General features: G+C 70.0%; 17 protein-coding genes and 2 riboswitches. Of the genes, 12 read left to right on the forward strand and 5 right to left on the reverse strand.

Annotation, left to right across the window (positions count from 1 at the left end; all coding sequences use genetic code 11):
• Positions 1-9: 9 nt before the first annotated feature.
• The 9 genes from DTA15_RS00025 (at position 10) to DTA15_RS00065 (ending at position 13656) form a co-directional block, all read left to right on the forward strand.
• Complete coding sequence (locus tag DTA15_RS00025) at positions 10-5019, forward strand: non-ribosomal peptide synthetase (protein WP_012492606.1); 5010 nt, start codon at positions 10-12, stop codon at positions 5017-5019.
• Positions 5009-6046 carry a GNAT family N-acetyltransferase gene (locus DTA15_RS00030; RefSeq protein ID WP_012492607.1) on the forward strand — a complete coding sequence of 346 codons (1038 nt, stop codon included), beginning with the start codon at positions 5009-5011 and terminating at the stop codon, positions 6044-6046. The genes DTA15_RS00025 and DTA15_RS00030 overlap by 11 nt, the downstream gene beginning before the upstream one ends.
• Before the next feature lie 32 nt (positions 6047-6078).
• Positions 6079-7455, forward strand: coding sequence for a lysine N(6)-hydroxylase/L-ornithine N(5)-oxygenase family protein (locus DTA15_RS00035; RefSeq protein WP_006486049.1), 1377 nt, complete (start codon positions 6079-6081; stop codon positions 7453-7455).
• Between the two features lie 46 nt (positions 7456-7501).
• Positions 7502-9745: a TonB-dependent siderophore receptor gene (locus DTA15_RS00040; RefSeq protein ID WP_456301057.1), complete on the forward strand. Its 2244-nt coding sequence runs from the start codon at positions 7502-7504 to the stop codon at positions 9743-9745.
• Between the two features lie 85 nt (positions 9746-9830).
• Positions 9831-10670, forward strand: a complete 840-nt coding sequence (locus DTA15_RS00045; RefSeq protein WP_006486043.1) for a formyl transferase — start codon at positions 9831-9833, stop codon at positions 10668-10670.
• The gene (locus tag DTA15_RS00050) at positions 10670-11686 is read left to right on the forward strand and encodes a GNAT family N-acetyltransferase (protein WP_006492710.1); all 1017 of its coding nucleotides are present in this window, start codon (positions 10670-10672) and stop codon (positions 11684-11686) included. Before DTA15_RS00045 ends, DTA15_RS00050 begins: the two co-directional genes overlap by 1 nt.
• 157 nt (positions 11687-11843) lie before the next feature.
• Positions 11844-13007, forward strand: a complete 1164-nt coding sequence (locus DTA15_RS00055; protein WP_006486051.1) for a M20 aminoacylase family protein — start codon at positions 11844-11846, stop codon at positions 13005-13007.
• A 114-nt stretch (positions 13008-13121) separates the two neighbouring features.
• Complete coding sequence (locus DTA15_RS00060) at positions 13122-13367, forward strand: type II toxin-antitoxin system ParD family antitoxin (protein ID WP_021033199.1); 246 nt, start codon at positions 13122-13124, stop codon at positions 13365-13367.
• Positions 13357-13656, forward strand: coding sequence for a type II toxin-antitoxin system RelE/ParE family toxin (locus DTA15_RS00065; protein ID WP_021033200.1), 300 nt, complete (start codon positions 13357-13359; stop codon positions 13654-13656). The genes DTA15_RS00060 and DTA15_RS00065 overlap by 11 nt, the downstream gene beginning before the upstream one ends.
• A 90-nt stretch (positions 13657-13746) precedes the next feature.
• On the opposite strand, the gene DTA15_RS00070 is transcribed toward DTA15_RS00065, so the two are convergent.
• From DTA15_RS00070 to DTA15_RS00090, 5 genes are all read right to left on the reverse strand, one after another.
• Entirely contained in the window at positions 13747-15051 is a 1305-nt protein-coding gene (locus DTA15_RS00070; RefSeq protein WP_006486048.1) for a cobyrinic acid a,c-diamide synthase CobB, read from the reverse strand.
• A 2-nt stretch (positions 15052-15053) separates the two neighbouring features.
• Entirely contained in the window at positions 15054-15656 is a 603-nt protein-coding gene (gene cobO, locus DTA15_RS00075; RefSeq protein WP_006476035.1) for a cob(I)yrinic acid a,c-diamide adenosyltransferase, read from the reverse strand.
• Positions 15657-15691: 35 nt separating this feature from the next.
• Positions 15692-16069 (reverse strand): cobalamin biosynthesis protein, encoded by a 378-nt coding sequence (locus DTA15_RS00080; RefSeq protein ID WP_006496449.1) that lies wholly within the window; start codon positions 16067-16069, stop codon positions 15692-15694.
• On the reverse strand, positions 16066-16875 hold the full coding sequence (gene cobA, locus DTA15_RS00085; protein WP_006484026.1) for a uroporphyrinogen-III C-methyltransferase: 810 nt from the start codon (positions 16873-16875) through the stop codon (positions 16066-16068). Before cobA ends, DTA15_RS00080 begins: the two co-directional genes overlap by 4 nt.
• A gap of 109 nt (positions 16876-16984) precedes the next feature.
• Positions 16985-17222, reverse strand: a riboswitch (cobalamin riboswitch).
• Positions 17223-17290: 68 nt separating this feature from the next.
• Complete coding sequence (locus DTA15_RS00090) at positions 17291-19429, reverse strand: TonB-dependent receptor (RefSeq protein WP_012492611.1); 2139 nt, start codon at positions 19427-19429, stop codon at positions 17291-17293.
• 152 nt (positions 19430-19581) lie between these two features.
• Positions 19582-19847: riboswitch (cobalamin riboswitch) on the forward strand.
• Between the two features lie 325 nt (positions 19848-20172).
• On the opposite strand from DTA15_RS00090, the gene cobW reads away from it, so the two are divergent.
• From cobW to DTA15_RS00105, 3 genes are read left to right on the forward strand one after another with little or no spacing between them, the layout of a single operon-like run.
• The gene (gene cobW / locus DTA15_RS00095; RefSeq protein ID WP_006484022.1) at positions 20173-21261 is read left to right on the forward strand and encodes a cobalamin biosynthesis protein CobW; all 1089 of its coding nucleotides are present in this window, start codon (positions 20173-20175) and stop codon (positions 21259-21261) included.
• 6 nt (positions 21262-21267) lie between these two features.
• Positions 21268-25077, forward strand: a complete 3810-nt coding sequence (gene cobN / locus DTA15_RS00100; protein ID WP_006484027.1) for a cobaltochelatase subunit CobN — start codon at positions 21268-21270, stop codon at positions 25075-25077.
• Positions 25074-26159, forward strand: a complete 1086-nt coding sequence (locus DTA15_RS00105) for a magnesium chelatase ATPase subunit I (RefSeq protein ID WP_006484023.1) — start codon at positions 25074-25076, stop codon at positions 26157-26159. Before cobN ends, DTA15_RS00105 begins: the two co-directional genes overlap by 4 nt.
• Positions 26160-26211: the final 52 nt, after the last annotated feature.

Below are 26211 nucleotides of genomic sequence, written 5' to 3' on the forward strand. Positions count from 1 at the left end.
GGACGACGGATGACGAAGGTGCAACCCGACTGGCTCGCGCTCGCGACGCGTTTCGCGCAACTGCCCGACGCGCAGCGCGCGGTCTTCATCGACAAACTCGGCGCGGCCGGCATCGACTTTCGCGTGCTGCCGATCCCGCCGCGCACGCCGCGTACCGACCGCGTGCCGGCGTCGTTCGCGCAGACGCGGCTGTGGCTGCACGCGCGGCTGATCGATGCGCCGGACGCGTATCACATCACCGAGCGCCTGGCGCTGACGGGCCCGCTCGACGTACATGCGCTGCGCCTCGCGTGCGACGCACTGATCGCGCGCCATGAAGCGCTGCGTACGACTTTCGACGAAGCGCAGGACGGCGTCGCGCAGACGATCCACGCACCGCTGCGCTGCCCGTGGCGCGAAACCGATCTCGAAGCGTTGCCGGACGCGCAACGCGTAGCGCGCGCGGAAGCCGTCGCGACGGCCGACGAGGCCGAACCGTTCGATCTCGGCACGGCGCCGCTCGTGCGCGCGCATCTGGTGCGCTTCGACGCGACGCATCACTGGCTCGCGCTGACCGTCCATCACATCGTGTCGGACGGCTGGTCGTCGGGCGTGATGCTGTCCGAACTCGCCGCGTTCTATCGTGCGTATGCGTCGGGCGAACCGGTGCCGCTCGCGCCGTTGCCGATCCAGTATGCCGACTACGCGCTGTGGCAGCGCCGCTGGCTCGATGCCGGCGAGCGCGACCGTCAGCTCGCGTTCTGGCGCGAACGGCTCGATCCGCAGCGCGGTGTGCTGACGCTGCCCGGCGCGAGCGCCCGGCCGGCCCGGCGCAGTGCGCGCGGCGCGCGTCATGTGTTTTCGCTCGACGCGCGCCTCGGCGCGCAGCTGCGCGCGTTCGCGGCCGCATCCGGCGCGACGCCGTTCGCGGTGCTGCTCGCCGCGCTCGATGCGCTGCTGGCGCGCGCGACCGGCGACGCGCGGATCTGCGTCGGCGTGCCGGCCGCGAACCGCGAGCGCGCGGAAGTCGCCGGCCTGATCGGCTTCTTCGTCAATACGCTGGCGATCGACGTCGACGTGCCCGCGCACGGCGATTTCTCGTCGCTGGTCGAACGCACGCAGCGCGCGCTCGTCGACGCGCAGATGCACCAGGACGTGCCGTTCGAACAGGTGGTCGACGCGCTCGGCGTGCCGCGCAGCGCGAGCCACCATCCGCTGTTCCAGGTGATGGCCGCGTATGGCGAACGCCGCGCGCTGCCGGCGCTCGGCGCGGCGTCGGCCGCGTTGCTGCCGTCCGGCACGCCGTCCGCGAAGTTCGACCTGACGCTGTCCGTCGAAGCGACGCCGGACGGCACCTTCGACGCCGCCTTCATCTACGCGCTCGACCTGTTCGATGCGGACGCGATCGCACGGCTGGCCGCGCGCTTCGTCACGCTGCTGACCGATGCGCTCGCGCGTCCGAGCCTGCCGATCGGCGATCTCGACTGGCTGCCGGCCGACGAACGTGCGCAGTTGTTCGCATGGAACGCGCCGGCCGGCGCGACCGATGCCGAGCCGTTCGTGCCGGTGCATGCACGCATCGCCGCGCATGCGCACGCACGGCCCGACGCACGCGGCGTCGCCGACGTCGATCGCGCGTTGACGCGCGGCGAAGTCGATGCCCGCGCGGCGCGCCTCGCGCGCCATCTGGTGGCGGCCGGCGTGCGGCCCGAGATGCGCGTCGGCGTCGCGCTGCAGCGTTCGGTCGACCTGCTCGTCGCGCTGATCGCGGTGCTGAAGTCGGGCGCCGCGTTCGTGCCGCTCGATCCGGCGCATCCGCGCGAACGGCTCGCGCAGATCGTCGGCGACGCGAACATCGCGCACGTGCTGACCGACGGCGCGAGCGCCGCATCGTTGCCCGAATTGCCGGAACTGCGCGTGTGGCGCGCGGACGCAATCGATACGCTCGACGAAGCCGCGCACGTCGCGCTGCCGGACGTGCTGCCCGGCCATGCGGCATATGCGATCTACACGTCGGGTTCGACCGGCAAGCCGAAGGGCGTGATCGTCGACCACGCGTCGTTCGCCCTGCATTGCGCGGCGATCGCCGAGCGCTACGGCGCGGGCGAGAACGACGTGTTCCTGCTGTTTCAGTCGGTCAATTTCGACGGCGCGCACGAAGGCTGGTTTTCGCAATACATGTCGGGCGCCGCGGTGTCGGTGACGGCCGACGTGCTGTGGCCGCCCGCGCAGACCTGCGCGATGATGATGCGCGACGGCGTGACGATGACCTACGTGCCGCCCGGCTGCGCGGCACAGCTCGCCGAATGGGCGCTCGCGCACGGCGCACCGCCGACGCTGCGTTCGCTGACCGTCGGCGGCGAGGCGACGTCGCGCGAGGCGTTCGCGATGCTGCGCCGCGCGCTGCCGAACGTGCGCGTGGTCAACGGTTACGGCCCGACCGAAACGGTCATCACGCCGACGCTGTGGATGTTCCGGCCCGGCGACGATCTCGCGAAACTCGGCGACGCCGCGTATCTGCCGATCGGCACGCTGGTCGGCGCGCGCACCGCGCACGTGCTCGACGCGCGGCTGCATCCGCTGCCGGTCGGCGTGATCGGCGAACTGTACCTGGGCGGCGAGGGCATCGGCGTCGCGCGCGGCTATCTCGATCGCCCGGCGCTGACGGCCGAGCGTTTCGTGCCCGATCCGTACGGCGCGCCGGGCGCGCGGCTGTACCGTACCGGCGACCTCGTGCGGCGCCGCGCGGACGGCGTGTTCGATTTCATCGGCCGCGTCGATCACCAGGTGAAGCTGCGCGGCCTGCGCATCGAACTCGGCGAAATCGAAGCGCAGCTCGCCGCGCACGACGCGGTGCGCGAAGCCTGCGCGGTCGTGCACGGGCAGGGCGCGCTCGCGCAGCTCGTCGCGTATGTCGAATTGACCGCGGAGGCGCAGGCGGCCGCGCAGCCGGTCGAAGCCGCGACGCTCGACGCGCACCTGCGCCGCACGCTGCCCGATTACATGGTGCCCGCGCAACTGATCGTGCTCGATGCGCTGCCGCGCAACGCGAACAGCAAGGTCGACCGTGCGCGGCTGCCGGCGCCGGTGCGTGTCGAACGCACGTACGAGGCGCCGCACGACGGCGACGAAGCCGCGCTCGCGGCGATCTGGTGCGACGTGCTGAACCTGGAACGCGTCGGCCGCGGCGATCACTTCTTCGATCTCGGCGGCCATTCGCTCGCGGCCGTGCGTGTCGCGACGCGCGTGGCCGAACGGCTCGGCCGCGACGTGCCGGTGCGTGCGCTGTTCGAGGCGCCCGTGCTCGCGCAATACGCGCGGCAGGTGGCCGATGCGCCGCGCGCCGCGCATACCGGCGCCACGGCGCCAGGCGTCGCCGTGGTCAAACCGGACGCCCACGGCGTGTGGCCGCTATCGCCCGCGCAGCTCGGCCTGTGGTTCCTGTGGCGCGCGCAGCCGGACAGCGCCGCGTACAACATTCCGGTTGCGTTGCGCGTGCGCGGGCCGCTCGATGTCGATGCGCTGCGCGCCGCGTTCGCGGAGGCGGCCGCCGGGCATCCGGCGCTGCGTGCACGGCTCGTCGTCCGCGACGGCGCGCTGCCGGGCCAGCGGATCGACGCAGACGTTGCCGTCGCGCTGCCGGTGATCGACCTGTCGACGCAAGCCGATGCACTGGCCCGCGCGGCCGCGCTGACCGATGAGGATGCGCTCGCGCCGTTCGACCTCGCGACCGATGCGCCGCTGTGGCGCGCCCGCGTGCTGCGGCTCGCGGCGGACGATCACGTGCTGTCGGTGACGATCCACCACATCGTGTCGGATGGCGAATCGATCGAGCTATGGCTCGACGCGGTGCGCGCCCGCTATGTCGCCCGCGTGCAAGGCAGCGCCGTGCCGGCCGACGAAGCCGATCAGCCGGCCGTCCAACCGGCCGTCCAACTGGCCGTCCCGCTCGTGCTCCCCGCGCCGTGCCATCCGGCGCGTGTCGCGTACTGGCGCGATGCGCTCGCCGATCTGCCGTCGCGCGTGCTGCCACAGCGCGCCGACGCGCCGGCGGTGCCGCAATGGCGCGCGGCCCGCATCGCGTTCGAATTCGATGCGCAGCTGATTCGCGCGGCACGCGACGCCGCGTCGGCCTCGCACGCGACGCTGCCGATGCTGCTGCACGCGGCGCTCAACACCGCGCTGTTCCGCGCGACGGGCGTGGCCGACCAGCCGGTCGGCGTGCTCGCGTCGACGCGCGAGCTCACCGGCGACGCGGCCCGCGCGGCGCTCGGCCTGTTCATCAACTCGGTCGTCGTGCGCACGCGGATCGACCCGGCCGCGCGCCGCGCGGACGTGCTCGCGCAGGTGCGCGACACGGCGCTCGCCGCGTATGCGCATGCCGACGTGCCGTTCGCCGACGTCGTGGCCGCGCTGCGTGCGCCGCGCGCCGCGCAGGCCAATCCGCTGTTCCAGGTGATGTTCAACTACCTGCGCCCGACCGGTGCCGCCGCACGCGACTGGGCCGGCCTGTCGCTGGCCGAATTCGACGACGTGCGCCATCGCGTCGTGTTCACGCTGGAGCTGGACGTCGTCGAGCATCCGGACGGCCGCGTGAGCGCCGCGTTCTCGTATGCGGACGAACTGCTCGCGCGCGATTTCGTCGAGGCGCTCGTCGAGCTGTACCACGACGAAGTCGCGCGTTTCGCCGGCGCGTCGGAAGCGGCGCTCGGCGCGCCCGATGCCCGTGCAGCCGCGCAGGCTGCGTTCGGCGCCCACGCCAACGCGGTAACGCGGCCCGACGCCATGCCGTCGCATGCGGCCGCCGTGCTCGCCGCGCTGTGGTCTGACACGTTCGCGACGGCCGCCCCCGAGCCCAATGCGGATCTGTTCGAAGCCGGCGCGACGTCGTTCGACGTCGTGCGCTTCGTCGACGCGGCCGGCCGCGCCGGTCATGCGCTGACGGTCGCCGACGTGTTCGCGGCGCCGACGCTCGCGGCACTCGGCGCGCGGCTCGACGCCCAGGCGGAAACGGGACAGGAGGCGCGCCATGCTGGCTGAAGTCCGTCCGGACGGATTCACGATGCTCGATACCTACCGCCTCGCATTCGCGGACGGCCTGTTTGCCGTGCGCGACGGCGCGGAAATCCGCGTCGCGCACGGCGACGGCATCGGCGCGCAGTTGCTGCGCGCGCAGCTCGGCGACGACGGCGCGCTGCGCCTCGTCGCCTACAACCATCGCGCGGCGCCGGCCGACCAGCGGCGGGCGCTGCTGGCCGCACTGGCCGCGGCGTTTTCGGACCGCGCGTGCCACGCGGCGATCCGGCTCGACCCGGCCGCCTGGCCGGCAGTCGCGCTCGACGCGCTGCGTGCGAGCGGCGTGCTCGCCGACGGCGGCCGCTGCCTGCGCGATGGCTGGGCGCAACAGGCCGACCTGTGGCGCGTCGGTCTGCATTTGCCGTGCGCGACGCTGCCGACGATCACCGACGGCCGGCGTCATCCGCGCCGGCCGCCCGCGCCGCGCGGCGAGGTCTACGCGCGCGACCTGCCGGCGCTCGGCGTGCGCTTCACGCTGCGCGGCTGGCAGCCGGCGGAGGACGCCGAGCGGCTCGCCCGCTGGTTCGACGAGCCGCGCGTGCGCGACGGCTGGCCGGGCGCACCGCCCGCGCAACGCGGCGCGGAAGACCGGCAGCCGCAGGAAGCCGATCCGCATGTGACGCCGCTGATCGGCTGTTTCGACGGCGAGCCGTTCGCGTATTTCGAGGCGTTCTGGCTGAAGGAGGACGCGCTCGGGCCGCACGTCGCGGCGCGCGACTACGACCGCGGGCTGCGGATGCTGGTCGGCGAGTCGCGCTGGCGCGGCCCGCACCGCGTGGCCGGCTGGCTGCCGTGCGTCGTGCATTACCTGTTTCTCGACGACCTGCGTACCGAAGCGGTCGGCTGTGCCGTGCCGGCCGGCCATACGCGGGTTGCCGACCATCTCGCGCGGCATGGCTTCGCGCGGCAGCGCCGTCTCGCGCTGGCCGACGCACAGCCGCTGTGGATGCGCACGCTGCGCGAGACGTTCTTCTCCGGCCGTCACGTCTGACGGGCCGGATTCACCGACAAGGGAGCTGAGACATGCAGAGAGAAACCGTATTCGACCTGATCGGCGTCGGCTTCGGGCCGTCGAATCTGGCGCTGGCCGTGCGCCTCGCGGAGCGCAGCGGCGCGCACACGCTCGCCCATTGCTTCGTCGAGCGTCAGCCGGCATTCGGCTGGCATCGCGGGATGCTGCTCGACGACTGCCGGATGCAGATCTCGTTTCTGAAGGATCTCGTCACGATGCGCGATCCGAAAAGCCGCTACACGTTCATCAACTACCTGTTCGAACGCGGCCGGCTGAACGAATTCGTCAACCTGAAGAACTTCTATCCGACCCGCGTCGAATTCCACGACTACCTGAGCTGGGTAGCCGACGCGTTCGACGATCGCGTCCACTACAGCGAGACGGTGCTGGGAATCGAGCCGGTGCGCGGCGACGGCGCGAGGATCGACGCGCTGCGCGTGCTGTCGCGCGACGCGGCCGGCCACGAGCGCCAGCGCGTCACGCGCGCGCTGTCGGTCGGCGTCGGCGGCACGCCGGCGATTCCCGATGCGTTCGCCGCGCTCGGCCGCGACCGCGTGATCCATTCGTCGTCGTACCTGACCGACATCGACCGGCTCGTCGCGTCGCCCGACGGCGAGCGCCGCCGCGTCGCGGTGATCGGCGCCGGGCAGAGCGCGGCCGAGGTGTTCATCGACCTCGCGCGCCGTTTCCCGCACGTCGACGCGAACCTCGTGATGCGCGCCGGCGCCCTGAAACCGGCCGACGACAGCCCGTTCGTCAACGAAATCTTCAGCCCCGAATTCACCGACGTCGTCTACGCGCAGCCGCAGGACGCGCGTCGCGCGCTGCTCGAGCGCTATCGCGACACGAACTACGCGGTGGTCGACCGGCCGCTGATCGAACAGATCTACGAAATGCTGTACCTGCAGCGCATCGACGGCACGCCGCGTCACGCGCTGCTCGCGAACAGCGCGATCGAGGCCGCGGTGCGCACCGCCGACGGTCGCATCGAGCTGACGCTGCGCGACCGGATGAGCGGCGCCACGCGCATCGAGCGCTTCGACGCGCTCGTGCTCGCGACCGGCTACCGCCGCGACACGCATTCGGCGCTGCTCGAAGGGCTCGCGCCGCACCTGGGCGATGCACTCACGCGCGGCGACGTGACGCGCGACTACCTGCTCGCGACGCCCGAGCACTTCGCGCCGCGCATCTACCTGCAAGGCTGCTGCGAAGACAGCCACGGCCTGTCCGACACGCTGCTGTCGGTCCTGGCGCGCCGTGCGGACGAAATCTGCGCGTCGCTCGAAAACGGGATCGCGCCCGCGCACGATGAAGGCGTGGCCCGGGCCACGCACGAAAAACGACTGAATAACGGGGTGAGCGCAGGCCGGATGGCTTTCGCTCTTTGACAAAGGCGCGGTCGGAGACCGCATGAAAAAACTGGAGCAGAAGAAGATGGAGTGGGCAACAGGCACGCGTTTGCGTGCGATCGCAGCCGCGGCAAGCGTGGCGTTCGGTACGGCGGCGGCAGGGCACGCATACGCCCAGACGGCGCCGGCCATGAACGCGGGCGCCGCGGCGTCGGCCAGCAGTGCGCAAAACGGCGCGACGACGAATCCGTCGACCGGCGCGCAAAACGGCACGCTGCCGGCGATCACCGTCAACGCGGCCTCGGCAGGAGACGGCACGGTCGGGCTCGTCGCGAAGCGCAGCACGACCGGCACCAAGACCGACACGCCGCTCAGCGAGATCCCGCAGACGATCAACGTCGTCACCGCGCAGCAGATCGAGATGACCGGCGCCACCGACGTGAACGCGGCGCTGCGCTACGTGCCGGGCTTCTCGTCGTACGGTTCGGACAACCGCTCCGACTGGTACGCGGCGCTGCGCGGCTTTACGCCGACCGCCTACGTGAACGGGCTGCAGGTGCCGAACACGATCAACCTCGCGAGCTGGCGCGTCGATCCGTACATGATCGACAGCATCAGCGTGCTGCGCGGGCCGACCTCGGTGCTGTACGGCGCGGGCGATCCGGGCGCGATCATCGACGTGCACACCAAGCTCGCCGACGGCGAGCGCGTGCGCGAAGCGGGTGTGCAGATCGGCAACTACGCGCGCAAGCAGTTCATGATCGACGTCGGCGACAAGCTCGACCCGGACGGCAAGTATGCGTACCGGTTCGTCGGCGTCGCGCGCGACGGCAACGCGCTGACCGGCCCGAACAACGACCAACGCGTCGCGCTCGCGCCGTCGTTCCGCTGGCGCCCGGACGCCGATACGTCGCTGACGCTGTCCGCGACCTACCTGCAGGACTGGGGCGACATCTCGTCGAACTTCCTGCCCGCGCAGGGCACCGTGCTGCCGAACCCGAACGGCCAGATTAACAAGGACATCTACGAAGGCGACGGCAACTTCAACTACTACCGCAAGAAGCAGTGGTCGATCGGTTACCAGTTCGAGCGCAACCTGACGCCGGCCTGGACGTTCCGTCAGAACACGCGCCTGATGCACCTGTCGCTCGACAATGCGTCGGTGTTCGCCAACGGCTTCGCCGGCGACAGCCTGACCGACGTATCGCGCTGGGCCGGCCTGTTCCAGATGAACTACAGCCGCTTCGACATCGACAACAACCTCGAGGGCCGCTTCGCGACGGGCCCGCTGCAGCATACGCTGCTGCTCGGCTTCCAGTACAACCGCCAAACCGCGACCGACAGCGAATGGCTCGCCGCCGCGCCGACGCTGAATCTTTACAACCCGGTGTATACGCCCGTCACGATGGGCGTGTTCTCGGATCCGGACGCCACGAGCCGCACCAACACGTACACGACGATGAACACGTTCGGGCTGTACGCGCAGGACCAGATCAAGTGGAACCGCTGGACGCTGACGCTCGGCGGCCGCGAGGACTGGGTCAACATGCGGCAGGACGACCGCGCGGCGGGTACGTCGACGAAGGCGGACGTCACGGCGTTCACCGGCCGCGTCGGCCTCACGTACCAGGGCGATTACGGGCTGTCGCCGTACATCAGCTACGCGACGTCGTTCAATCCGCTGATCGGCGTGAACCTGCTCGGCGGCGGGCTGCCGCAACCGACGCGCGGCAAGCAGATCGAAGCCGGCCTGCGCTGGCAGCCGCCCGGCAAGAACCTGATGCTGAACGCGGCGATCTACCAGATCAACCAGACCAACGGGATCACGCCGGCGCTGCCGAGCCAGGATCCGGGCGGCACGAAGTCGGTGCAGTCGGGCGAGGTGCGCTCGCGCGGGATCGAGCTGAGCGCGACCGGCAAGGTCACGCCGAACCTGTCGGTGGTCGCGTCCTATGTCTACCAGGACGTGAAGGTCATCCAGGCCAACGACGTCTCGCTGAACAACTGGCCGGTCGACATTCCGCGGCCGCGCCAGATGGCGTCGCTGTGGACCGACTGGACCTGGCACACGGGGCCGCTCGCCGGCTTCGGCCTCGGCGGCGGCATTCGCTACCAGAGCGCGTCGGCCGGTGCGGCCGACAACTCGCTGACGGTATCGAGCGTCACGCTGTTCGACGCGGGCGTGCATTACGACACGCGTAACTGGCGCTTCGCGGTGAACGGGACGAACCTGTTCAATCGCCACTACATCAGCGGTTGCCAGTCGACGAACGTCTGCATTTTCGGGACCGACCGCACCGTGATCGCAACCGCGAAATACAACTGGTGACGTCGCGCGCCGCGGCGCGCCGGCCGGCCTCGCGGCCGGTGCAGGTGGGCCGCGGCGCCGTCGTCCGCTTTTCCACGACGCATCCATGCCGAAGAAAAATCTCGTCTACATCCAGTCGCTGCGCAACGGCGCGGCCGATCGCGCCGGCCAGCCGGTCGCTTATCGCGGCGGCACGCGCTACATGAAGGCGCCGCTCGAATTCCTCGTCGAGCGCCTGAACGATTCGCCGCTCGGCGAACGCTACACGCTCCAGGGCGTGATCGTCGACGACGACGAAGGCTCGCCTGCCGACCGCGCGAAAGTGGCCGACTACGGGTTCGCGCGCACGCCGGGCTGCCCGTGGATCCTGCCGGAAGGCCTGACGGTGCAGGGCCGGCCGGTCGACGCGTTGTTCTGTTCGATCCCGTCGACGTACCGGCGGCTGCCGCGCGACGCACGTGAGCGCGTGGCCGGCAAACAGGCGTTCGAGCGCCGCCTGCTCGAGCGCCTGCTCGAACTCGACGCCGACATCGTCGTGCTCGACGGGCTGCTCGTGATCCTCGACGAACTCGTGCGGCCGGGCGCGCGTTTTCACCGGCGCATCGCGAACATCCACCCGGGCATCACGGCCGACGGTTCGCCGTACCAGCGGCGCGGCGCATGGGCGACGCTCGACGCGCTGCACGGTGCGCGCGGCGAACGCGTCGACTGGGCCACCGGCGCGACGTCGTCGATCGAACCCGTGACGATGACGGGTGCGTCGTTCCACTACGTCGACAACGGTATCGATTCCGGCGAGGTGATCTGCGACGTGCTCGACACGCCGATCGCGCCGGACGACACGATTCTCGAACTGCGCTGGAACAACTTCCAGCGCAGCCTGTTTCCGGCGCTCGAGCGCGGGCTGCACGTCCTCGCCGATCGCCATGACGCGGGAGCATGCTGATGCAAGACACGCTGACGAAACCGGCCGGCGCAGCCGACGCCGTCGAAGGTGAAGTGGCCGCGGCGCTCGACAGCGCCGCGCACGGGCAGGCGGCGGCCGTCGTCGAGCATGCGCTCGACGCGTGGCGGCCCGACGACGCGCCGGACGCGCTGCTCGCGACGTTCGTCGCGCTGTTCAACACCGACACGCGGCACGACGCGGCGACGATCTCGGTGCCGCTCGGCGGCGCCGATGCGACGGCCGTCGCATCGTACGTCGCGCGGGCGGTGCGCGAAGGCGTGATCGACGGCGCGCAGGTCGCGGGCGACACGCTGCGGCTCACCGTGTCGCGCACGACGTTCTGGCAGAACCCGCGGCCGTGGCTGAAGGCGCCCGCGTCGGGCGGAATGCCGCTGCGCTACGCGATCACGAACGGCCACCGGCATCCGGTGCGGCCGCCGTCGCCGGCCGGCGAGATCTATGCGCGCAGCATGCCGCAGGTCGGGATGACGTTCAGTCTGCGCACCGTCGACATCGACGCCCACGCGGACCTGTTCAGCGGCTGGATGAACCTCGACCGCGTCGCGCATTTCTGGGACCAGCGCGGCACGCGCGACGAGCACGCGGCGTATCTGGCCGAACGGCTGGCCGATCCGCACATGCACCCGATGATCGGCTATTTCGACGACACGCCGTTCGGCTATTTCGAGTTCTACTGGGCGAAGGAGGACCGCCTCGCGCCGTTCTACGACGCGCACGACTACGATCGCGGGCTGCACCTGCTGATCGGCGATTCGCGTTTCCAGAGCGCCGGCAAGCTGCACGCATGGTGGAGCGGGGTGTTGCACTACATGTTCGTCGACGAACCGCGTACGCAGCGGCTCGTCGGCGAGCCGCGCGTCGATCACGTGCGGCATATCGCGTACATGCACCGGCTCGGGTTCTACACGCTGAAGGAATTCGATTTCCCGCACAAGCGCGCGGCGCTCACGGTGATCGAGCGCGATACGTTCTTCGACACCTTCCGGTTGCCGTGACGGGGCGGGGCGCGCGGCGTCGATGCGACGGCGTGCGCGGCCTTGCAACAGGTAGCAACCATGAGTTGCCACCACGACGACTTTCCGTCTGCCCGGTTGCCGTCGAATCGACTATCGTTGCCTGCATGTTCCCCATCGCACATCAGGAGACGACACCGTGACGCACAGCGTGATCCCCGCAGGCCTCGCCGACGAAATGATCGAGATCCGGCATCGCATCCACGCCCATCCCGAGCTGGGTTTCGAGGAATTCGCGACGAGCGATCTCGTCGCGGAGCAGTTGCAGTCGTGGGGCTACACCGTGCATCGCGGGCTCGGCGGCACCGGCGTCGTCGCCCAGTTGAAAGTCGGTGACGGCAAGCGGCGCCTCGGCCTGCGCGCCGACATGGACGCGCTGCCGATCCACGAAACGACGGGCCTGCCGTACCAGAGCACGATCGCGGGCAAGATGCACGCATGCGGCCACGACGGCCATACGGCGATGCTGCTCGCGGCCGCGAAGCACCTCGCGCGCGAACGCCGCTTCTCGGGCACGCTGAACCTGATTTTCCAGCCGGCCGAGGAAGGGCTCGGCGGCGCCAAGAAGATGCTCGACGAAGGGCTGTTCGAGCAATTCCCGTGTGACGCGATCTTCGCGATGCACAACATGCCGGGCTTCCCGACCGGCAAATTCGGCTTCCTGCCGGGCTCGTTCATGGCGTCGTCGGATACCGTCGTCATCGACGTGCAGGGCCGCGGCGGCCACGGCGCGGTGCCGCATCGGGCGATCGATCCGGTCGTCGTGTGCGCGCAGATCGTGCTGGCGCTGCAGACGATCGTGTCGCGCAACGTGTCGCCGCTCGACATGGCGATCATCACGGTCGGCGCGATCCACGCGGGCGAAGCGCCGAACGTGATCCCCGATCGCGCGCAGATGCGCCTGTCGGTGCGCGCGCTGAAGCCCGACGTGCGCGACCTGCTCGAAACGCGCATCAAGGAGGTCGTGCATGCGCAGGCGGCCGTGTTCGGCGCGAGCGCGACGATCGACTACCAGCGCCGCTACCCGGTGCTCGTGAACGATGCGGAGATGACGGCGTTCGCGCGCGGCGTTGCCCGCGAATGGGTCGGCGAAGCCAACCTGATCGACGGCATGGTGCCTCTCACCGGCAGCGAGGATTTCGCGTTTCTGCTCGAGAAGCGGCCGGGGTGCTACTTGATCATCGGCAACGGCGACGGGGAGGGCGGCTGCATGGTGCACAACCCCGGCTATGACTTCAACGACGCGGCGTTGCCGACCGGTGCGTCGTATTGGGTGAAGTTGGCCGAGGCGTTTTTGCTGTGACTGAGGACGCGAGACATGCGGCACCGGGCCGACTATCGGCCCCGCTTTGGAGGAGCGGAACGAGAAATGTACCAAAAATTGGTATATGATGGCCGCATCTAAAGGAGGTGACTCATGTCGCGAAACACATCCGTTTCCCTTGGCGATCACTTTGCAGAATTTGTCGATGCGCAGGTGCGATCGGGACGATATGGTTCCGCAAGTGACGTCGTGCGAGCCGGGTTGCGGCTCCTCGAATCACACGAAACGCAAATGCGTGCATTGCAGGAAGCATTGAAGGCGGGTGAAGGGTCGGGGACGCCCAAGCCCTTCGACAGCGAGGCCTTCCTGGCCCGCATGCGGGCCACGCATGGCGGTTAAAGGCAGACAACTTCGGCTGACCCCGTTGGCTGAATGCGATCTTGAAGACATTTGGCGCTATACCGCCGAGCATTGGTCGCCTGAGCAGGCAGAGCACTATTACCGCGATCTGATTGGCACCATGGAAGCGCTGGCGCGCGGCAAAAAAGCGGGGCGGATTTGCGTTGTTCGCGACGGATATTTTCGCTACCCCGCTGGTTCTCACGTTGTGTTCTATCGCGAAACGGATGAAACCATCGACGTCATCCGTGTCCTGCATCAACGGATGGACATCGAACGACATCTGTAGCCTCGCACGTCGGATGCCGTAATCGCTGCAAAGCGCTGCTCGATACCGACAGCATTGCGCCACGTCGACGCGGACACGGCACCGATCAGTCTAGAACGCTTCCCCACTGAACAACGCCACGGCCGCATCCGGATTCGACGGCCAGTACATGTGCATGTACGTCGCGACGATCGCGCCGCTGCGATAGACGGCTTCGCCGCTGCCGGCCTTGCCATCGGGGCGGGCGGCGGTCGCGACCGGCACCAGCCGCGTTTCCAGCCGCGAATAGTGAAACGTATGTCCGCGCATCGGTCCGGTGCGCGTATCGAGTTGCTGCATGCCGAGCGCCGCGAACCGGCGCTGCATCGTCGCATGGCCCCGAAGCACGCCGAGCATCGGCGTCGTCAAGCCGTCCACGTCGGTCAGCGATTCGCACAGATACACCATCCCCCCGCATTCCGCGACGATCGGCCGGCCGGCTGCCGCATGCGCGCGAATCGTCCGTGCGGTCGCGGCATTCACGGCCAGCGTCGCCGCATGCAGTTCCGGATAGCCGCCCGGCAAAAACAGCGCGTCGCAATCGTCAGGCACGGGTTCGTCGGCAAGCGGCGAGAAGAACCGCAGCACCGCACCGAGCGCATCGAGCAGCACAAGGTTCGCCGGATAGATGAACGAAAACGCTGCATCGCGCGCCACCGCGATCCGCTTGCCGGCCAACGCGCGCGACAGCGGCGCCGCAACGTCCGGTTCCGCGAACGCGACGGCAGGCGGCAATTCGGCGAGCGCCGTCTGCGCGAGCACATCGGCCGCGCGCTCGAGCCGCGCGTCGAGATCGTCGATGTCGGCCGGCTGATGCAGGCCGAGATGGCGCTCCGGCAGCGCGATGCCCGCATCGGCCGGCACGTTGCCGAGCCAGCGCAGATCCGCGGGCAGCGCCTGTTGCAGCAGCTCAGCGTGCCGCGCCGAGCCGACGCGGTTGGCCAGCACGCCGTGAAACGGCAGCTCCGGCCGGAACCGTGCGAGCCCGAACGCGATTGCCGCGAACGTCTGCGCCATCGCCTTCGCCGAAATCACCGCGACGACCGGCACGCCGAATGCGGCCGCGAGATCGGCGCTGCTCGGCGTGCCGTCGAACAAGCCCATCACGCCTTCGATCAGGATCAGGTCCGCGTCGCGCGCGGCGTCGGCGAGCAGCGCCCGGCAACCGGCCTCGCCGACCATCCCGAGGTCGAGCGCATGCACCGGCGCGCCGCTTGCCCGTTCGAGCAGCATCGGATCGAGGAAATCGGGCCCGGTCTTGAACACGCGTACGCGACGGCCGAGCCGGCGGTGCAGCCGCGCGAGGCCGGCCGTCACCGACGTCTTGCCCTGGCCGGACGCGGGCGCGCTGACGAACAGCGCGGGGCAGGCCGGCATGCTCAGAACTCCACGCCGCGCTGCGCCTTCACGCCTTGCTCCTTGTACGGATGCTTGACGAGCCGCATTTCGGTGACGAGGTCGGCCGCATCGATCAGCGCATCGGGCGCGTGCCGCCCGGTGACGACGACGTGCACCGACTCCGGACGCGCGACGAGCGTGGCGAGCACTTCGTCGAGCGGCAGGTATTCGTACTTGAGCACGGTGTTCAGCTCGTCGAGGATCACCATCCGGTAGTCGCCGCTTTCGATCATCCGGCGCGCCTCGTCCCAGCCCTTGCGCGCGGTCGCGATGTCGGCGTCGCGGTTCTGTGTGTTCCACGTATAGCCGTCGCCCATCGTCACGAAATCGCATTCCGCGACCGCGCCGAGGAAGTCGCGCTCGGACGTATGCAGCGCCCCCTTGATGAACTGCACGACACCGAGCCGCATGCCGTGGCCGAGCACGCGCACGGCCATCCCGAACGCGGCCGTGCTCTTGCCCTTGCCGTTGCCGGTGTGGACGATCAGCAGGCCTTTCTCCTGGGTGGCGGCGGCCTGCTTTTTCTCGTGGCCGGCGCGGCGGCGTTCGGCCATCCGCTGATGGGATTCGGAATCGGTCTTCATCGGGAATCGTCCTGTCGAAAGCGAAACAAGGGTTTTCAGAGCGGGCCGGCGAGCGCGACCGTCACGCCGTCCCGGATGGATTTGGGGCCGAGCAGCCGGCCATGCGGCGCGGCGAGCTGCGCGCACGGCTCGGCCACGCCCGCGATGCCGAAGCGGGCCAGCGCGGCGTCCGACGGGCCGCTCGCGGCCAGTTCCGGACGACTCGCGAGTTGCGCCGCGTCGAACGCGACGAGCGGCCAGCCGCGGCGCGCGCACAGCGTGCGCAGCGCACGGGCGCGAGCCTTGTCGACGAGCGTCGCGACGAGCGCCGGTTCGGCGGCCGGATAGCGCGCGAGCGCGGCGCGGATCGCGGCATCGAGTTGCGCGGCCGTGACGCCGGCGCGAAAACCGACACCGAGCGCGACGCGCATCATGCGTGGCCGCCGAGCGCCGCACGCACCGCCGGATCGTCGGCGAGCGCCGCGACGCGGCCGATCACGACAATCGCCGGCGATCCGATGCCGGTTTCGCCGACGCGCGCGACGAGCGTATCGAGCGTCGCGTGGACGTGGCGCTGTTCGGGCCGCGTGGCGTTCTCGATCGCCGCGCACGGCGTATCGCCGGGCAGGCCGCCGTCGCGCAACGCCGCGGCAATCGCGTCGAGCCGGCGGATGCCCATGTAGACCACGATCGTCATGCGTGTGGCCGCGAGCGCGCGCCAGTCGGGCTCGTCGGCCCCCGCGCCGTGGCCCGTGACGAAGATCACGCCCTGCGCGTCGCCGCGGTGCGTGACCGGGATGCCGAGCGCGGCCGGCGCGGCGATGCCCGCGGTGATGCCGTTGACGACTTCCACCGGAAAGCCCGCCGCGCCGAGCGCGATCAGCTCCTCGCCGCCGCGGCCGAACACGAACGGATCGCCGCCCTTGAGCCGTGCGACGCTGCGGCCCGCGCGCAGGTGCGCGAGCATCGCGGCGACGATCGCTTCCTGCGGCGTCGACGCATGGCCGCCACGCTTGCCGACGTGCTCGATCAGCGCATCGGCGCGCGCATGGCGCAGCACGTCGGGGTTCACGAGATCGTCGACGAGCAGCACGTCGGCCGCGCTGATCGCGCGCACGGCCCTGAGCGTCAGCAGATCGGCGTCGCCGGGGCCGGCGCCGACGAGCCAGGCGCGGCTCATCGCGCGCGGCACGGCGCGCACCGTGTCGAAACAGTGGAACAGGGAAGGCGGGCGGCGCATCGGCGGCCGGCGGACAGGCAGTGCATGGCGGATCGGGCGAAACCCGCGCGAACGCGGGGGAATGCGCACCCGGTCCGTCCCCCGCGGATCGGGCGTTCGGCGAGCAGCGCGCTCGCCCCTTGCGTCGGCCGGTATCCGGGCTGGCCGCTTGCCAGACCGCAGCCTTCCCGCCCGGTTGAAGGGCAGTGGCATCGCGGGCGGCCTGGGCGCACGCGCGAGGAAGCGCGTGGCGCGGGCGGCGTACCGTTGCGGGGACAGCACAGGCCGGGCGGATGTCCGCCTCCTGTTTCCCGTTTAACTGCATGCACCGAATGCGCATGCGAGCACCGAACGCGGCGCATACGATAGCACAGGCCTGCAACGCGCAAGCCGCCCGGCGGAGCGGCTGCGCGGGGCGCCGGCGCCGCCCGCGAGGTCAGAACTTGTATGCCGCCGTCAGCGTGAACGTGCGTGGCGCGCCGGGCACGATCTGCGCGAGGCCCGTCGCATTCGCGTAGTAGTCGCGATCGGCCAGGTTGACGGCCGCCAGCGTCACCTCGAGGTCGCGCGTGCGATAGCCGGCCTTGCCGTCCCAGCGAAGGTACGCGGGCAGTTCGAGCAGGTTGTCGCGATCGGCGTAACGTGCGCCCTCGTACACGACCCCGAGTTCGGCGAAAAACCCGCGCAGCGGCGCATGGCTGACGAACAGGCTGCCGTTCGACGCCGACACGCCCGCCGAGCGCTTGCCCGCATACTTCGGCTCGGCGTCGACCACCCGCGCGTGTTGCCAGCCGATGCCGCCGCGGACGAACCAGTCGCCCGTGAGCCGGCCGGCGACGCCCAGTTCCAGGCCACGATTGCGTTCGAGGCCGGTGAGGTCGAAAAAGCCCGGGCGAACCGGGTCGGCGATGCGGCGGTTGTACAGGTCGAGCTGAAACAGCGCGAGCGTCGTGCTCAGCGCGCCATCGCGCCAGTCGCTTTTCACGCCGATCTCGTATTGGCGCGTGTATTGCGGGCCGAGATCGTTGGCGTTGCCGCGCGCGTCGGGCGTGATGCCGATCAGGTCGCCGCCGACCGGCGCGAAGTTCTTGCTGTACGACGCATACAGGCTGTGCGCGCCGACCGGCGACCACACGACGCCGAGCCGCGGGCTCCATGCCGTCGTCGTGCGCCGCGCATGCAGACCGTTCAGCGCGTTGGTCGAATCGACGTCGAAACGTTCCGCGCGCAGGCCGCCGAGCAGCTTCCACGCTCGCCCGAGGTCGACGCGATCCTGCGCGAACAGCGCGTAGTCGCTGACACGGTGACGGTTCATCGCGTACGGGCGCGGCGTCGAGCCGACGAGGGCGAAGCGATCCGGTCCGGTCACCGGAACCGGCGCCGCGTCGGCCTGCCAGAGCGCCGGCGTGCGCTTCTGCCAGCCGTATTCGATGCCGAACAGCAGGTGATGCAGCGCCGGACCGGTCGCGACCTTGCCGCCCAGTTCGACGCCGGTCTGCACGTTGAGCTGCGTCATGTCCTGCAGGTAGCGTGCGCGTTGCACGTGCCGGTAGTCGCGCGGCTTCGCGACGTAGCTTTGCGTGACGTAGGTATTGTCGAAGGTGCTGCGCAAATCCAGCACGCCGAGCGTATGGCGCAATTCCCAGTCGCCGTCGAGCGCATGCGTGAAGACCGAGCGCCAGTTCATGGTCTCGTCGCGGATCGTGTCGCGGCCCGCCGCGCCGAAGAAGGTTGCGCGTGGCGCGGACGGCAGCGAGAACGCGAGCGGCTTGCCGGCCGCATCGACCGCGGCGACCGGCGCCGGCATGCCGCGATCGGGCACGCGTCGGTACGTGTCGTATTCGAACTGCAGCAGCCAGCTTCGCCGCGCGTCGTGCCACTTGATCGACGGCGCGACGAACTGACGCGTACCGTCGACGTGGTCGCGGAAGCTGCCGGCGTGTTCGCGTCCCGCATTGAGCCGCATGCTCCACGCGCTGGACAGCATCCGGTTGAGATCGACCGACGCGCCGAGCCGTCCGTAGCTGCCGGTCGTCGCCGACACATGTCCGAAGTTTTCCGGCAACGGCTGCTTGGTGATCCGGTTGATGACGCCGCCGCCGCTGCCGCGCCCGTACAGCGCGGCAGCCGGCCCCTTCAGCACCTCGACGCGTTCGATGTTGCCGAGGCTGCGTACGTATTGCGCATCGTCGCGCATGCCGTCGAGCAGCAAGTCGCCCGCGCTGGAAAAGCCGCGAATGCGGAACGAATCGAAGCGCGTGTCCGACGTATTCGACACACCGGGCACGCCGGCCAGTGCGTCGGCAAGCGTGCGGCCGCCATAGGACAGCGTTTCCTCGACCGAGACGCTGTCGATGGTTTGCGGTACGTCGCGCGGATCGCTCGCGGTGCGGGTCGCCGTGCTCACGCTTTCCGCACGCGGATCATTCGGATGACGGCGGCTGCGCACCTCGACCGCGGGCAGTTCGTCGTCGAACTCGGCCGCCGCGGCAGGGCAGGAAGCAACGCCGGCAATCGAGCACAGCGACAGGGCCAGCACAGGAAAACGCCGCCCGGATATCTGTCGTTTCGACATGGAAATTTGAGGATGACTGAGTGATTGCCTCACATGGCCGTTGCGCGGTGGTTCGTGTTGTTCTCGGGTGAAGTTTATCTCGTGTAGTTGAAAACGACAATCATTCGCGTTCGTCGCCGGTCGCTCGCCTTGACGCTCCCCGCACCGCCGCCTACACTCGCACGCGTTTTGGTGCTCGCGCGCGCCGCTCCGGCGTGCGCAGTTAAACGGGAAACAGGGAGCCTGCCTGCGCCGCAGTCGAGCCAACCTGTGCTGCCCCCGCAACGGTAAGCGAACGCGTCGCGCGCAAGCGCCACGCAGCGCCGCTTCGCCGCATGCCGCGCGCATGCGGACGACCGCCACTGGATGCCGCGCGTATCCGGGAAGGCGAAGCGGCGTGTTCGTCAGCCCGGATACCGGCCTAAACGTTGGGGTTCAGCGCCGCGGGGAGGCGGCGCATCGTCCACGGCCGCCGCAGGCCCGACGCCCGGTGTTTCCCGCTGTTTGCCCCGATCCGCCCGCCGCGCGAACGCGCCCGGGCCGGCACGGCGAACGGCAGGCGACACGGGCTACGCACGCGGCAGCCGTGTTGGCATTCACGATGTCGACCGTTCGCAAGGAAGCACCATGTCCGATTCGTTGTCCCGCGCGCGGCTGTCCGCGCGGATCACGCGGCGAGCTTCCCGCGCACCGCCCGCTGAATTGCCGCGTCGCCGCCGACGCGACGATCCCGTCCTGATTCCCTCTTCGACACCGGACCTACCATGACCCTACGCAAGCTGCCCGTCACGATCGTCACGGGCTTTCTCGGCAGCGGCAAGACGACGCTGATGCGCCACATCCTGCAGCACGCCGAAGGCCGCCGCATCGCGGTGATCGTCAACGAATTCGGCGAGCTCGGCATCGACGGCGAAATCCTCAAGGGCTGCGGGATCGGCTGCGACGACGCCGACGGCGCGCAGGGCGAGGCAACGGGCCAGCTGTACGAACTCGCGAACGGCTGCCTGTGCTGCACCGTGCAGGAAGAGTTCTATCCGGTGATGGAAGCGCTCGTCGAGCGCCGCGCGGACATCGATCACGTGCTGATCGAGACGTCGGGCCTCGCGCTGCCGAAGCCGCTCGTGCAGGCGTTCAACTGGCCGACGATCCGCAACAGCTTCACGGTCGACGCGGTCGTGACCGTCGTCGACGGGCCGGCCGCCGCGAGCGGCCAGTTCGCGGAAAACCCGCAGGCCGTCGACGCACAGCGCCGCGCCGATCCGAACCTCGACCACGAATCGCCGCTGCACGAACTGTTCGCCGATCAACTGTCGTCCGCCGATCTCGTGATCGTGAACAAGGCCGACCTCGTCGGCGACGGCGAGTTCGCGCAGATCGAAGCCGCGATCCGCGACGAAATCCCGCCGCAGGTCAAGATCGTGCGCGCGACGCGCGGCGAGCTCGACCTCGCGCTGCTGCTCGGCCTCGAATCGGCGTCGGAGGAAACGATCCACCTGCGTCACGACCATCACGGCTCGGCCGACGACGGCGATCACGATCACCATCACGACGATTTCGATTCGGTGGTGGTATCGGGCGACGCCGGCACGCGCGAAGCGACCATCGCCGCGCTGCAACGTGTCGTCGAAGCGCACACGATTTACCGCGCGAAGGGCTTCGCCGCGCTGCCCGGCGCGCCGATGCGGCTCGTGATCCAGGGCGTCGGCCGCCGCTTCGACAGCTATTTCGACCGCCGCTGGCAGGACGGCGAAACCCGCGCGAGCCGCTTCGTGCTGATCGGCGAGGATCTCGACGCGGCCGCGCTGCAACGCGCGTTCGACGCCGCGTGCGCGGCCGAGCCGCAACAGGCGTAACGCACGATGCATCTGCTGCGTACCACGCCGGGCGGCTTCGTCGACGATACGCAGGGCGTCGTCCGGATCGACCAGCAGCCGGCCGACATCGTGATCCTGAGTTCGGCCGACACGACGCTGTCGCTGCTCGCGAGCGTCGTGCCGCACTTGCCCGAAGGGTTCCCGAGCGTGCGGCTCGCGAACGTCACGTTCCTGCGCCAGCCGGCGTCGGTCGATTTCTACGTCGACGACGTGCTGCGGCACGCGAAGACGGTCGTGATCGATCATCTCGGCGGCGAAGCGTACTGGCCGTACGGGATCGAGCAGGCCGTGTCGCTCGCGTCGAAGCGCGGGCAGCAGCTTGCGATGTTCTCGGGCGACCTGCAGGAGGACCCGAACCTCGTCGCGAAGAGCACGGTCAGGCCCGAGCTGTGCCGGCTGTGGTGGCGCTATCTGCGCGAAGGCGGCGTGCACAACGCCGACGCGCTGTTGCGCAGCATCGCGTTTCACACGTTCGGCTTCGGCGACGAACCCGAACCGCCGCGGCCGCTGCCCGCCGCCGCGCTGTATCACCCGGCGCGCGACCGCGCGAGCGTCGACGACTGGCGACCGCGCTGGACGCCCGGCGCACCGGTCGTCGCGATCCTGTTCTATCGCGCGCACTGGCAGGCCGCCAACACGGCGGTGTTCGACGCGCTGGCCGACGCACTGATCGACCACGGGCTGAATCCGCTGCCGATCGCGGTGACGTCGCTGAAGGACGCGGTGAGCCGCGAGGTCATCACGCAGCTCTGCGACACGCACGGCGTCGCGCTCGTGCTGAATACCACCGCGTTCGCGGCCGGCGCGATCGACAGCCCCGAGCACGACGTGCTCGCGGGCGACGCGCCGGTGCTGCAGGTGATCCTGTCCGGCGGCAATCGCGACGCGTGGGTGGCCGACAACCAGGGCCTGCACGCACGCGACATCGCGATGCACATCGCGCTGCCCGAAGTCGACGGGCGCATCGTCACGCGCGCGGTGAGCTTCAAGGGGCTCGCGTATCGCTGCCCGCACACCGAAGTCGACGTCGTGCGCTACCAGCCGGATGCGGAACGGATCGCGTTCGTCGCGGCGCTCGCGCGCGGCTGGTGCCGCCTGCGCACGCTCGATAACGCCGACAAGCGCATCGCGCTGATCCTCGCGAACTATCCGCAAAGCGAAGGGCGGATCGGCAACGGCGTCGGGCTCGACACGCCGGCCTCCGCGCTGCGCGTGCTCGCGGCGCTGCGCGACGCGGGCTACACGGTGGCCGACCTGCCGCCCGACGGCGACGCGCTGATCGCGCAACTCACCGAAGGCGTGACCAACGATCCCGCCGTGCGCACGCTGCGTCCCGCGTTTCAGAGTTACGCGCTGGCCGACTACGTCGCGCGTTTCGCGCGGCTGCCGGCCACCGTGCGGGATGCGCTAAACGCACGCTGGGGGCCGCCTGAAGCCGATCCGACGCTGAGGCAGCAGCGCTTCACGATCGCCGGCTGGCGCGCGGGCAACGTGTTCGTCGGCATCCAGCCGTCGCGCTCGCGCGGCGAGAACGACTACGCGAGCTACCACGATGCGGATCTCGTGCCGCCGCATGCGTATCTCGCGTTCTATTTCTGGCTGCGCGATGCGTATCGCGTCGACGCGGTCATCCATCTCGGCAAGCACGGCAATCTCGAATGGCTGCCGGGCAAGAGCGTCGCGCTGTCCGACGCGTGCTGGCCCGACCTGACGCTCGGGCCGCTGCCGCACCTGTATCCGTTCATCGTCAACGATCCGGGCGAGGGCAGCCAGGCGAAGCGCCGTGCGCAGGCCGTGATCGTCGATCACCTGATGCCGCCGCTCACGCGCGCGGAAAACTACGGCCCGCTGCAGGATCTCGAACGGCAGGTCGACGAATACTACGAAGCGCTGATGGTCGATGCGCGGCGCGCGAAGCTGTTGCGCAAGACGATCCTCGCGACGATCGCCGAGCATCGCCTGCACGACGAACTGAGCGTGTCGCCGCCGCGCGATGCGGGCGACGAGGATGCGCTGCTCACGCGGGTCGACGCGTGGCTGTGCGAGTTGAAGGAAGCGCAGATTCGCGACGGGCTGCACGTGTTCGGCGCGTCGCCGGTCGCGCGCCAGCGGCGCGACACGCTGCTCGCGCTCGCACGCTTTCCGGTCGGCGACGGCAAGGGCGAACGCGCCGGGCTGATCGGCGCACTCGCGCGCGATCTCGCGCTCGGCGACGCTTTCGATCCGCTCGCGGCCGACTGGGCCGCGCCGTGGACCGGGCCGCGGCCGGCCGTCCTGCAAACGCTCGACGCGTCGCCGTGGCGGCATGCGGGCGATACGCGCGAGCGGCTCGAACGGCTTGCGCAGCATTGGCTCGACGCCGTGTGCGGAGCCGCGTCCGACGAACCCGGTATCGACATGCCGCCGCCCGGCGCATGGCCGCATACGCTCGCGGTGCTCGAACGCGTGCGCACGATGCTGCTGCCCGCCCTCGACGCGTGCGGCGGCGAGGAAACGCGTCAGCTGCTGCGCGGGCTCGACGGCCGCTTCGTGCCGCCGGGGCCGAGCGGTTCGCCGTCGCGTGGCCGTCCCGACGTGCTGCCCACTGGCCGCAACTTCTACTCGGTCGATACGCGCGCGGTGCCGACGCAGGCCGCGTGGTCGCTCGGCCTGAAATCCGCGCAGCAACTGATCGAGCGCCATCTGCAGGATCACGGCGACTATCCGCGCGCGATCGGGCTGTCGGTGTGGGGGACGGCGACGATGCGCACCGGCGGCGACGACATCGCGCAGGCGTTCGCTCTGATCGGCGTGCGGCCGAAATGGGCGCACGGCAGCCATCGCGTGACCGACTTCGAGATCCTGCCGATCGAGATCTTCGACCGGCCGCGCATCGACGTGACGCTGCGCGTGTCGGGGTTCTTCCGCGACGCGTTCCCGAACCTGATGCACCTGTTCGACGCGGCCGTGCAGGCCGTCGCCGCGCTCGACGAGCCCGAAGCGTTGAACCCGATTCGCGCACGCATCGAGCGCGAACGGGGGAAGTGGATCGCGCAGGGCGTGGCGCCCGACGAAGCGCGCCGGCGCGCCGGATGGCGCGTGTTCGGCGCGCGGCCGGGCAGCTACGGCGCGGGCCTGCAGGATCTGATCGACCAGCGCCGCTGGCAGACCGACGCCGATCTCGCGGACGCCTACCGTCAATGGGGCGGCCATGCGTACGCGCAAAACAGCGCGGGCGACGCCGCGGCCGACGTGTTCGGCGAGCGGCTGGCGACGATCGACGTCGTCGTGCAGAACCAGGACAGCCGCGAGCACGACATCCTCGATTCGAACGACTACTACCAGTTCCAGGGCGGGATGACGGCGGCCGTGCGGCACCTGTCCGGGCAGCAGCCGAGCATCTACCACGGCGACCATGCGAACCCGGTCGCGCCGAAGATGCGCACGCTGCGCGAGGAGATCGCCCGCGTGATCCGCTCGCGCGTCGTCAACCCGAAATGGCTCGACGGCGTGAAGCGTCACGGCTACAAGGGCGCGGCCGAACTCGCGGCGACCGTCGACTACCTGTACGGCTATGACGCGACCGCGCGCGTGCTGTCCGATCACCAGTACGCGCTCGTCGCCGACGCGTACCTGTTCGACGATGCCACCCGCGCGTTCCTCGAACGGCACAACCCGAAGGCGCTGCACGGCATCTGCGAACGCTTCGTCGAAGCGATGCAGCGCGGGCTGTGGCAGCAGCCGGGCCCCTATCGCGAGCGGATCGAAGCGGTCTGGCTCGCCAGCGAACAACGCCAGGAAGGAGGACGGCGATGACCGATCCGACGACGCCCCGCGCCCGCGCGGTTTTTCCGTTTGCGGCGCTCGTCGCGCAGGACGCGTTGCAGCAGGCGCTGCTGCTGGCCGCGATCGACCCGTCGCTCGGCGGCGTGCTCGTCAGCGGCCCGCGTGGCACCGCGAAATCGACGGCCGCGCGCGGCCTCGCCGAGTTGCTGCCGGAAGGGCAGTTCGTCACGCTGCCGCTGTCGGCGAGCGACGAGCAGGTGACGGGCACGCTCGACCTCGCGCATGCGCTGGCCGAAAACGGCGTGCGCTTCCGGCCCGGCCTGCTGGCGCGCGCGCATCTCGGCGTGCTGTACGTCGACGAAGTGAACCTGCTCGCCGACGGGCTCGTCGATACGCTGCTCGACGTCGCCGCGAGCGGCGTGAACATCGTCGAGCGCGATGGCGTGTCGCACGCGCACGATGCGCGTTTCGTGCTGGTCGGCACGATGAATCCCGAGGAGGGCGAGCTGCGCCCGCAGTTGCTCGACCGCTTCGGGCTGATGGTCGAGCTCGAGAACTGCTTCGACGCCGCCCAGCGCGAGCGGATCGTGAAGGCGCGGCTTGCGTTCGATCTCGATCCGGATGCGTTTCGCGCGCGTCATGCGGCGGCCCAGCGGGCGCTCGCGGACCGGATTCATGCGGCGCGCGGGCGGCTGCCGGCGCTGGATTTCGACGATGCGGTCCATGCGCGCGTCAGCGCGCTGTGCATCGACGCGGCCGTCGACGGGTTGCGGGCCGATCTCGTGATGCTGCGCGCCGCGCGCGCGCTGGCCGCGCTGGAGCAGGCCGACGCGGTGACGGTGTCGCATGTGGCGCGCGTGGCCGAAGCCGTGCTGCGGCACCGGCGCCATGCGGGGCCGCCGTCGTCGCAGCAGTCGTCGCAGCACGATGACGAACGCGACGATCGTTCGCCGCCGAACCCGCGCCAGCGGCCCGACGACCGGCCGGGCGAGACCGGCGACACGAAAGGCGATGCGTCCGCATCGCAGGGCGACTGGGGCTACCTGCCGCCCGAACCGGCCGGGCTGCGCGACGTGAAAAGCGTGGTGCCGCTGCCGCTAAAAAAACGCTGAGCCATCGAGCCGGCGCCGCCGCGAACGCGATTCGCGGTCCTCGATGGCAGTC

The sequence above is a fragment of the Burkholderia cenocepacia genome (assembly GCF_900446215.1).
Taxonomy (GTDB): Bacteria; Pseudomonadota; Gammaproteobacteria; order Burkholderiales; family Burkholderiaceae; genus Burkholderia; species Burkholderia cenocepacia.

Excerpts from the sequence above, each read along its gene's own strand:
- DTA15_RS00030 (WP_012492607.1), top strand. The coding sequence starts at position 5,009 with ATGCTGGCTGAAGTCCGTCCGGACGGATTCACGATGCTCGATACCTAC.
- DTA15_RS00040 (WP_456301057.1), top strand. The coding sequence starts at position 7,502 with ATGGAGTGGGCAACAGGCACGCGTTTGCGTGCGATCGCAGCCGCGGCA.
- DTA15_RS00025 (WP_012492606.1), top strand. The coding sequence starts at position 10 with ATGACGAAGGTGCAACCCGACTGGCTCGCGCTCGCGACGCGTTTCGCG.
- DTA15_RS00050 (WP_006492710.1), top strand. The coding sequence starts at position 10,670 with ATGCAAGACACGCTGACGAAACCGGCCGGCGCAGCCGACGCCGTCGAA.
- DTA15_RS00045 (WP_006486043.1), top strand. The coding sequence starts at position 9,831 with ATGCCGAAGAAAAATCTCGTCTACATCCAGTCGCTGCGCAACGGCGCG.
- cobN (WP_006484027.1), top strand. The coding sequence starts at position 21,268 with ATGCATCTGCTGCGTACCACGCCGGGCGGCTTCGTCGACGATACGCAG.
- DTA15_RS00065 (WP_021033200.1), top strand. The coding sequence starts at position 13,357 with ATGGCGGTTAAAGGCAGACAACTTCGGCTGACCCCGTTGGCTGAATGC.
- DTA15_RS00035 (WP_006486049.1), top strand. The coding sequence starts at position 6,079 with ATGCAGAGAGAAACCGTATTCGACCTGATCGGCGTCGGCTTCGGGCCG.
- DTA15_RS00080 (WP_006496449.1), bottom strand. The coding sequence starts at position 16,069 with ATGATGCGCGTCGCGCTCGGTGTCGGTTTTCGCGCCGGCGTCACGGCC.
- cobO (WP_006476035.1), bottom strand. The coding sequence starts at position 15,656 with ATGAAGACCGATTCCGAATCCCATCAGCGGATGGCCGAACGCCGCCGC.
- cobW (WP_006484022.1), top strand. The coding sequence starts at position 20,173 with ATGACCCTACGCAAGCTGCCCGTCACGATCGTCACGGGCTTTCTCGGC.
- cobA (WP_006484026.1), bottom strand. The coding sequence starts at position 16,875 with ATGCGCCGCCCGCCTTCCCTGTTCCACTGTTTCGACACGGTGCGCGCC.
- DTA15_RS00105 (WP_006484023.1), top strand. The coding sequence starts at position 25,074 with ATGACCGATCCGACGACGCCCCGCGCCCGCGCGGTTTTTCCGTTTGCG.
- DTA15_RS00070 (WP_006486048.1), bottom strand. The coding sequence starts at position 15,051 with ATGCCGGCCTGCCCCGCGCTGTTCGTCAGCGCGCCCGCGTCCGGCCAG.
- DTA15_RS00060 (WP_021033199.1), top strand. The coding sequence starts at position 13,122 with ATGTCGCGAAACACATCCGTTTCCCTTGGCGATCACTTTGCAGAATTT.
- DTA15_RS00090 (WP_012492611.1), bottom strand. The coding sequence starts at position 19,429 with ATGTCGAAACGACAGATATCCGGGCGGCGTTTTCCTGTGCTGGCCCTG.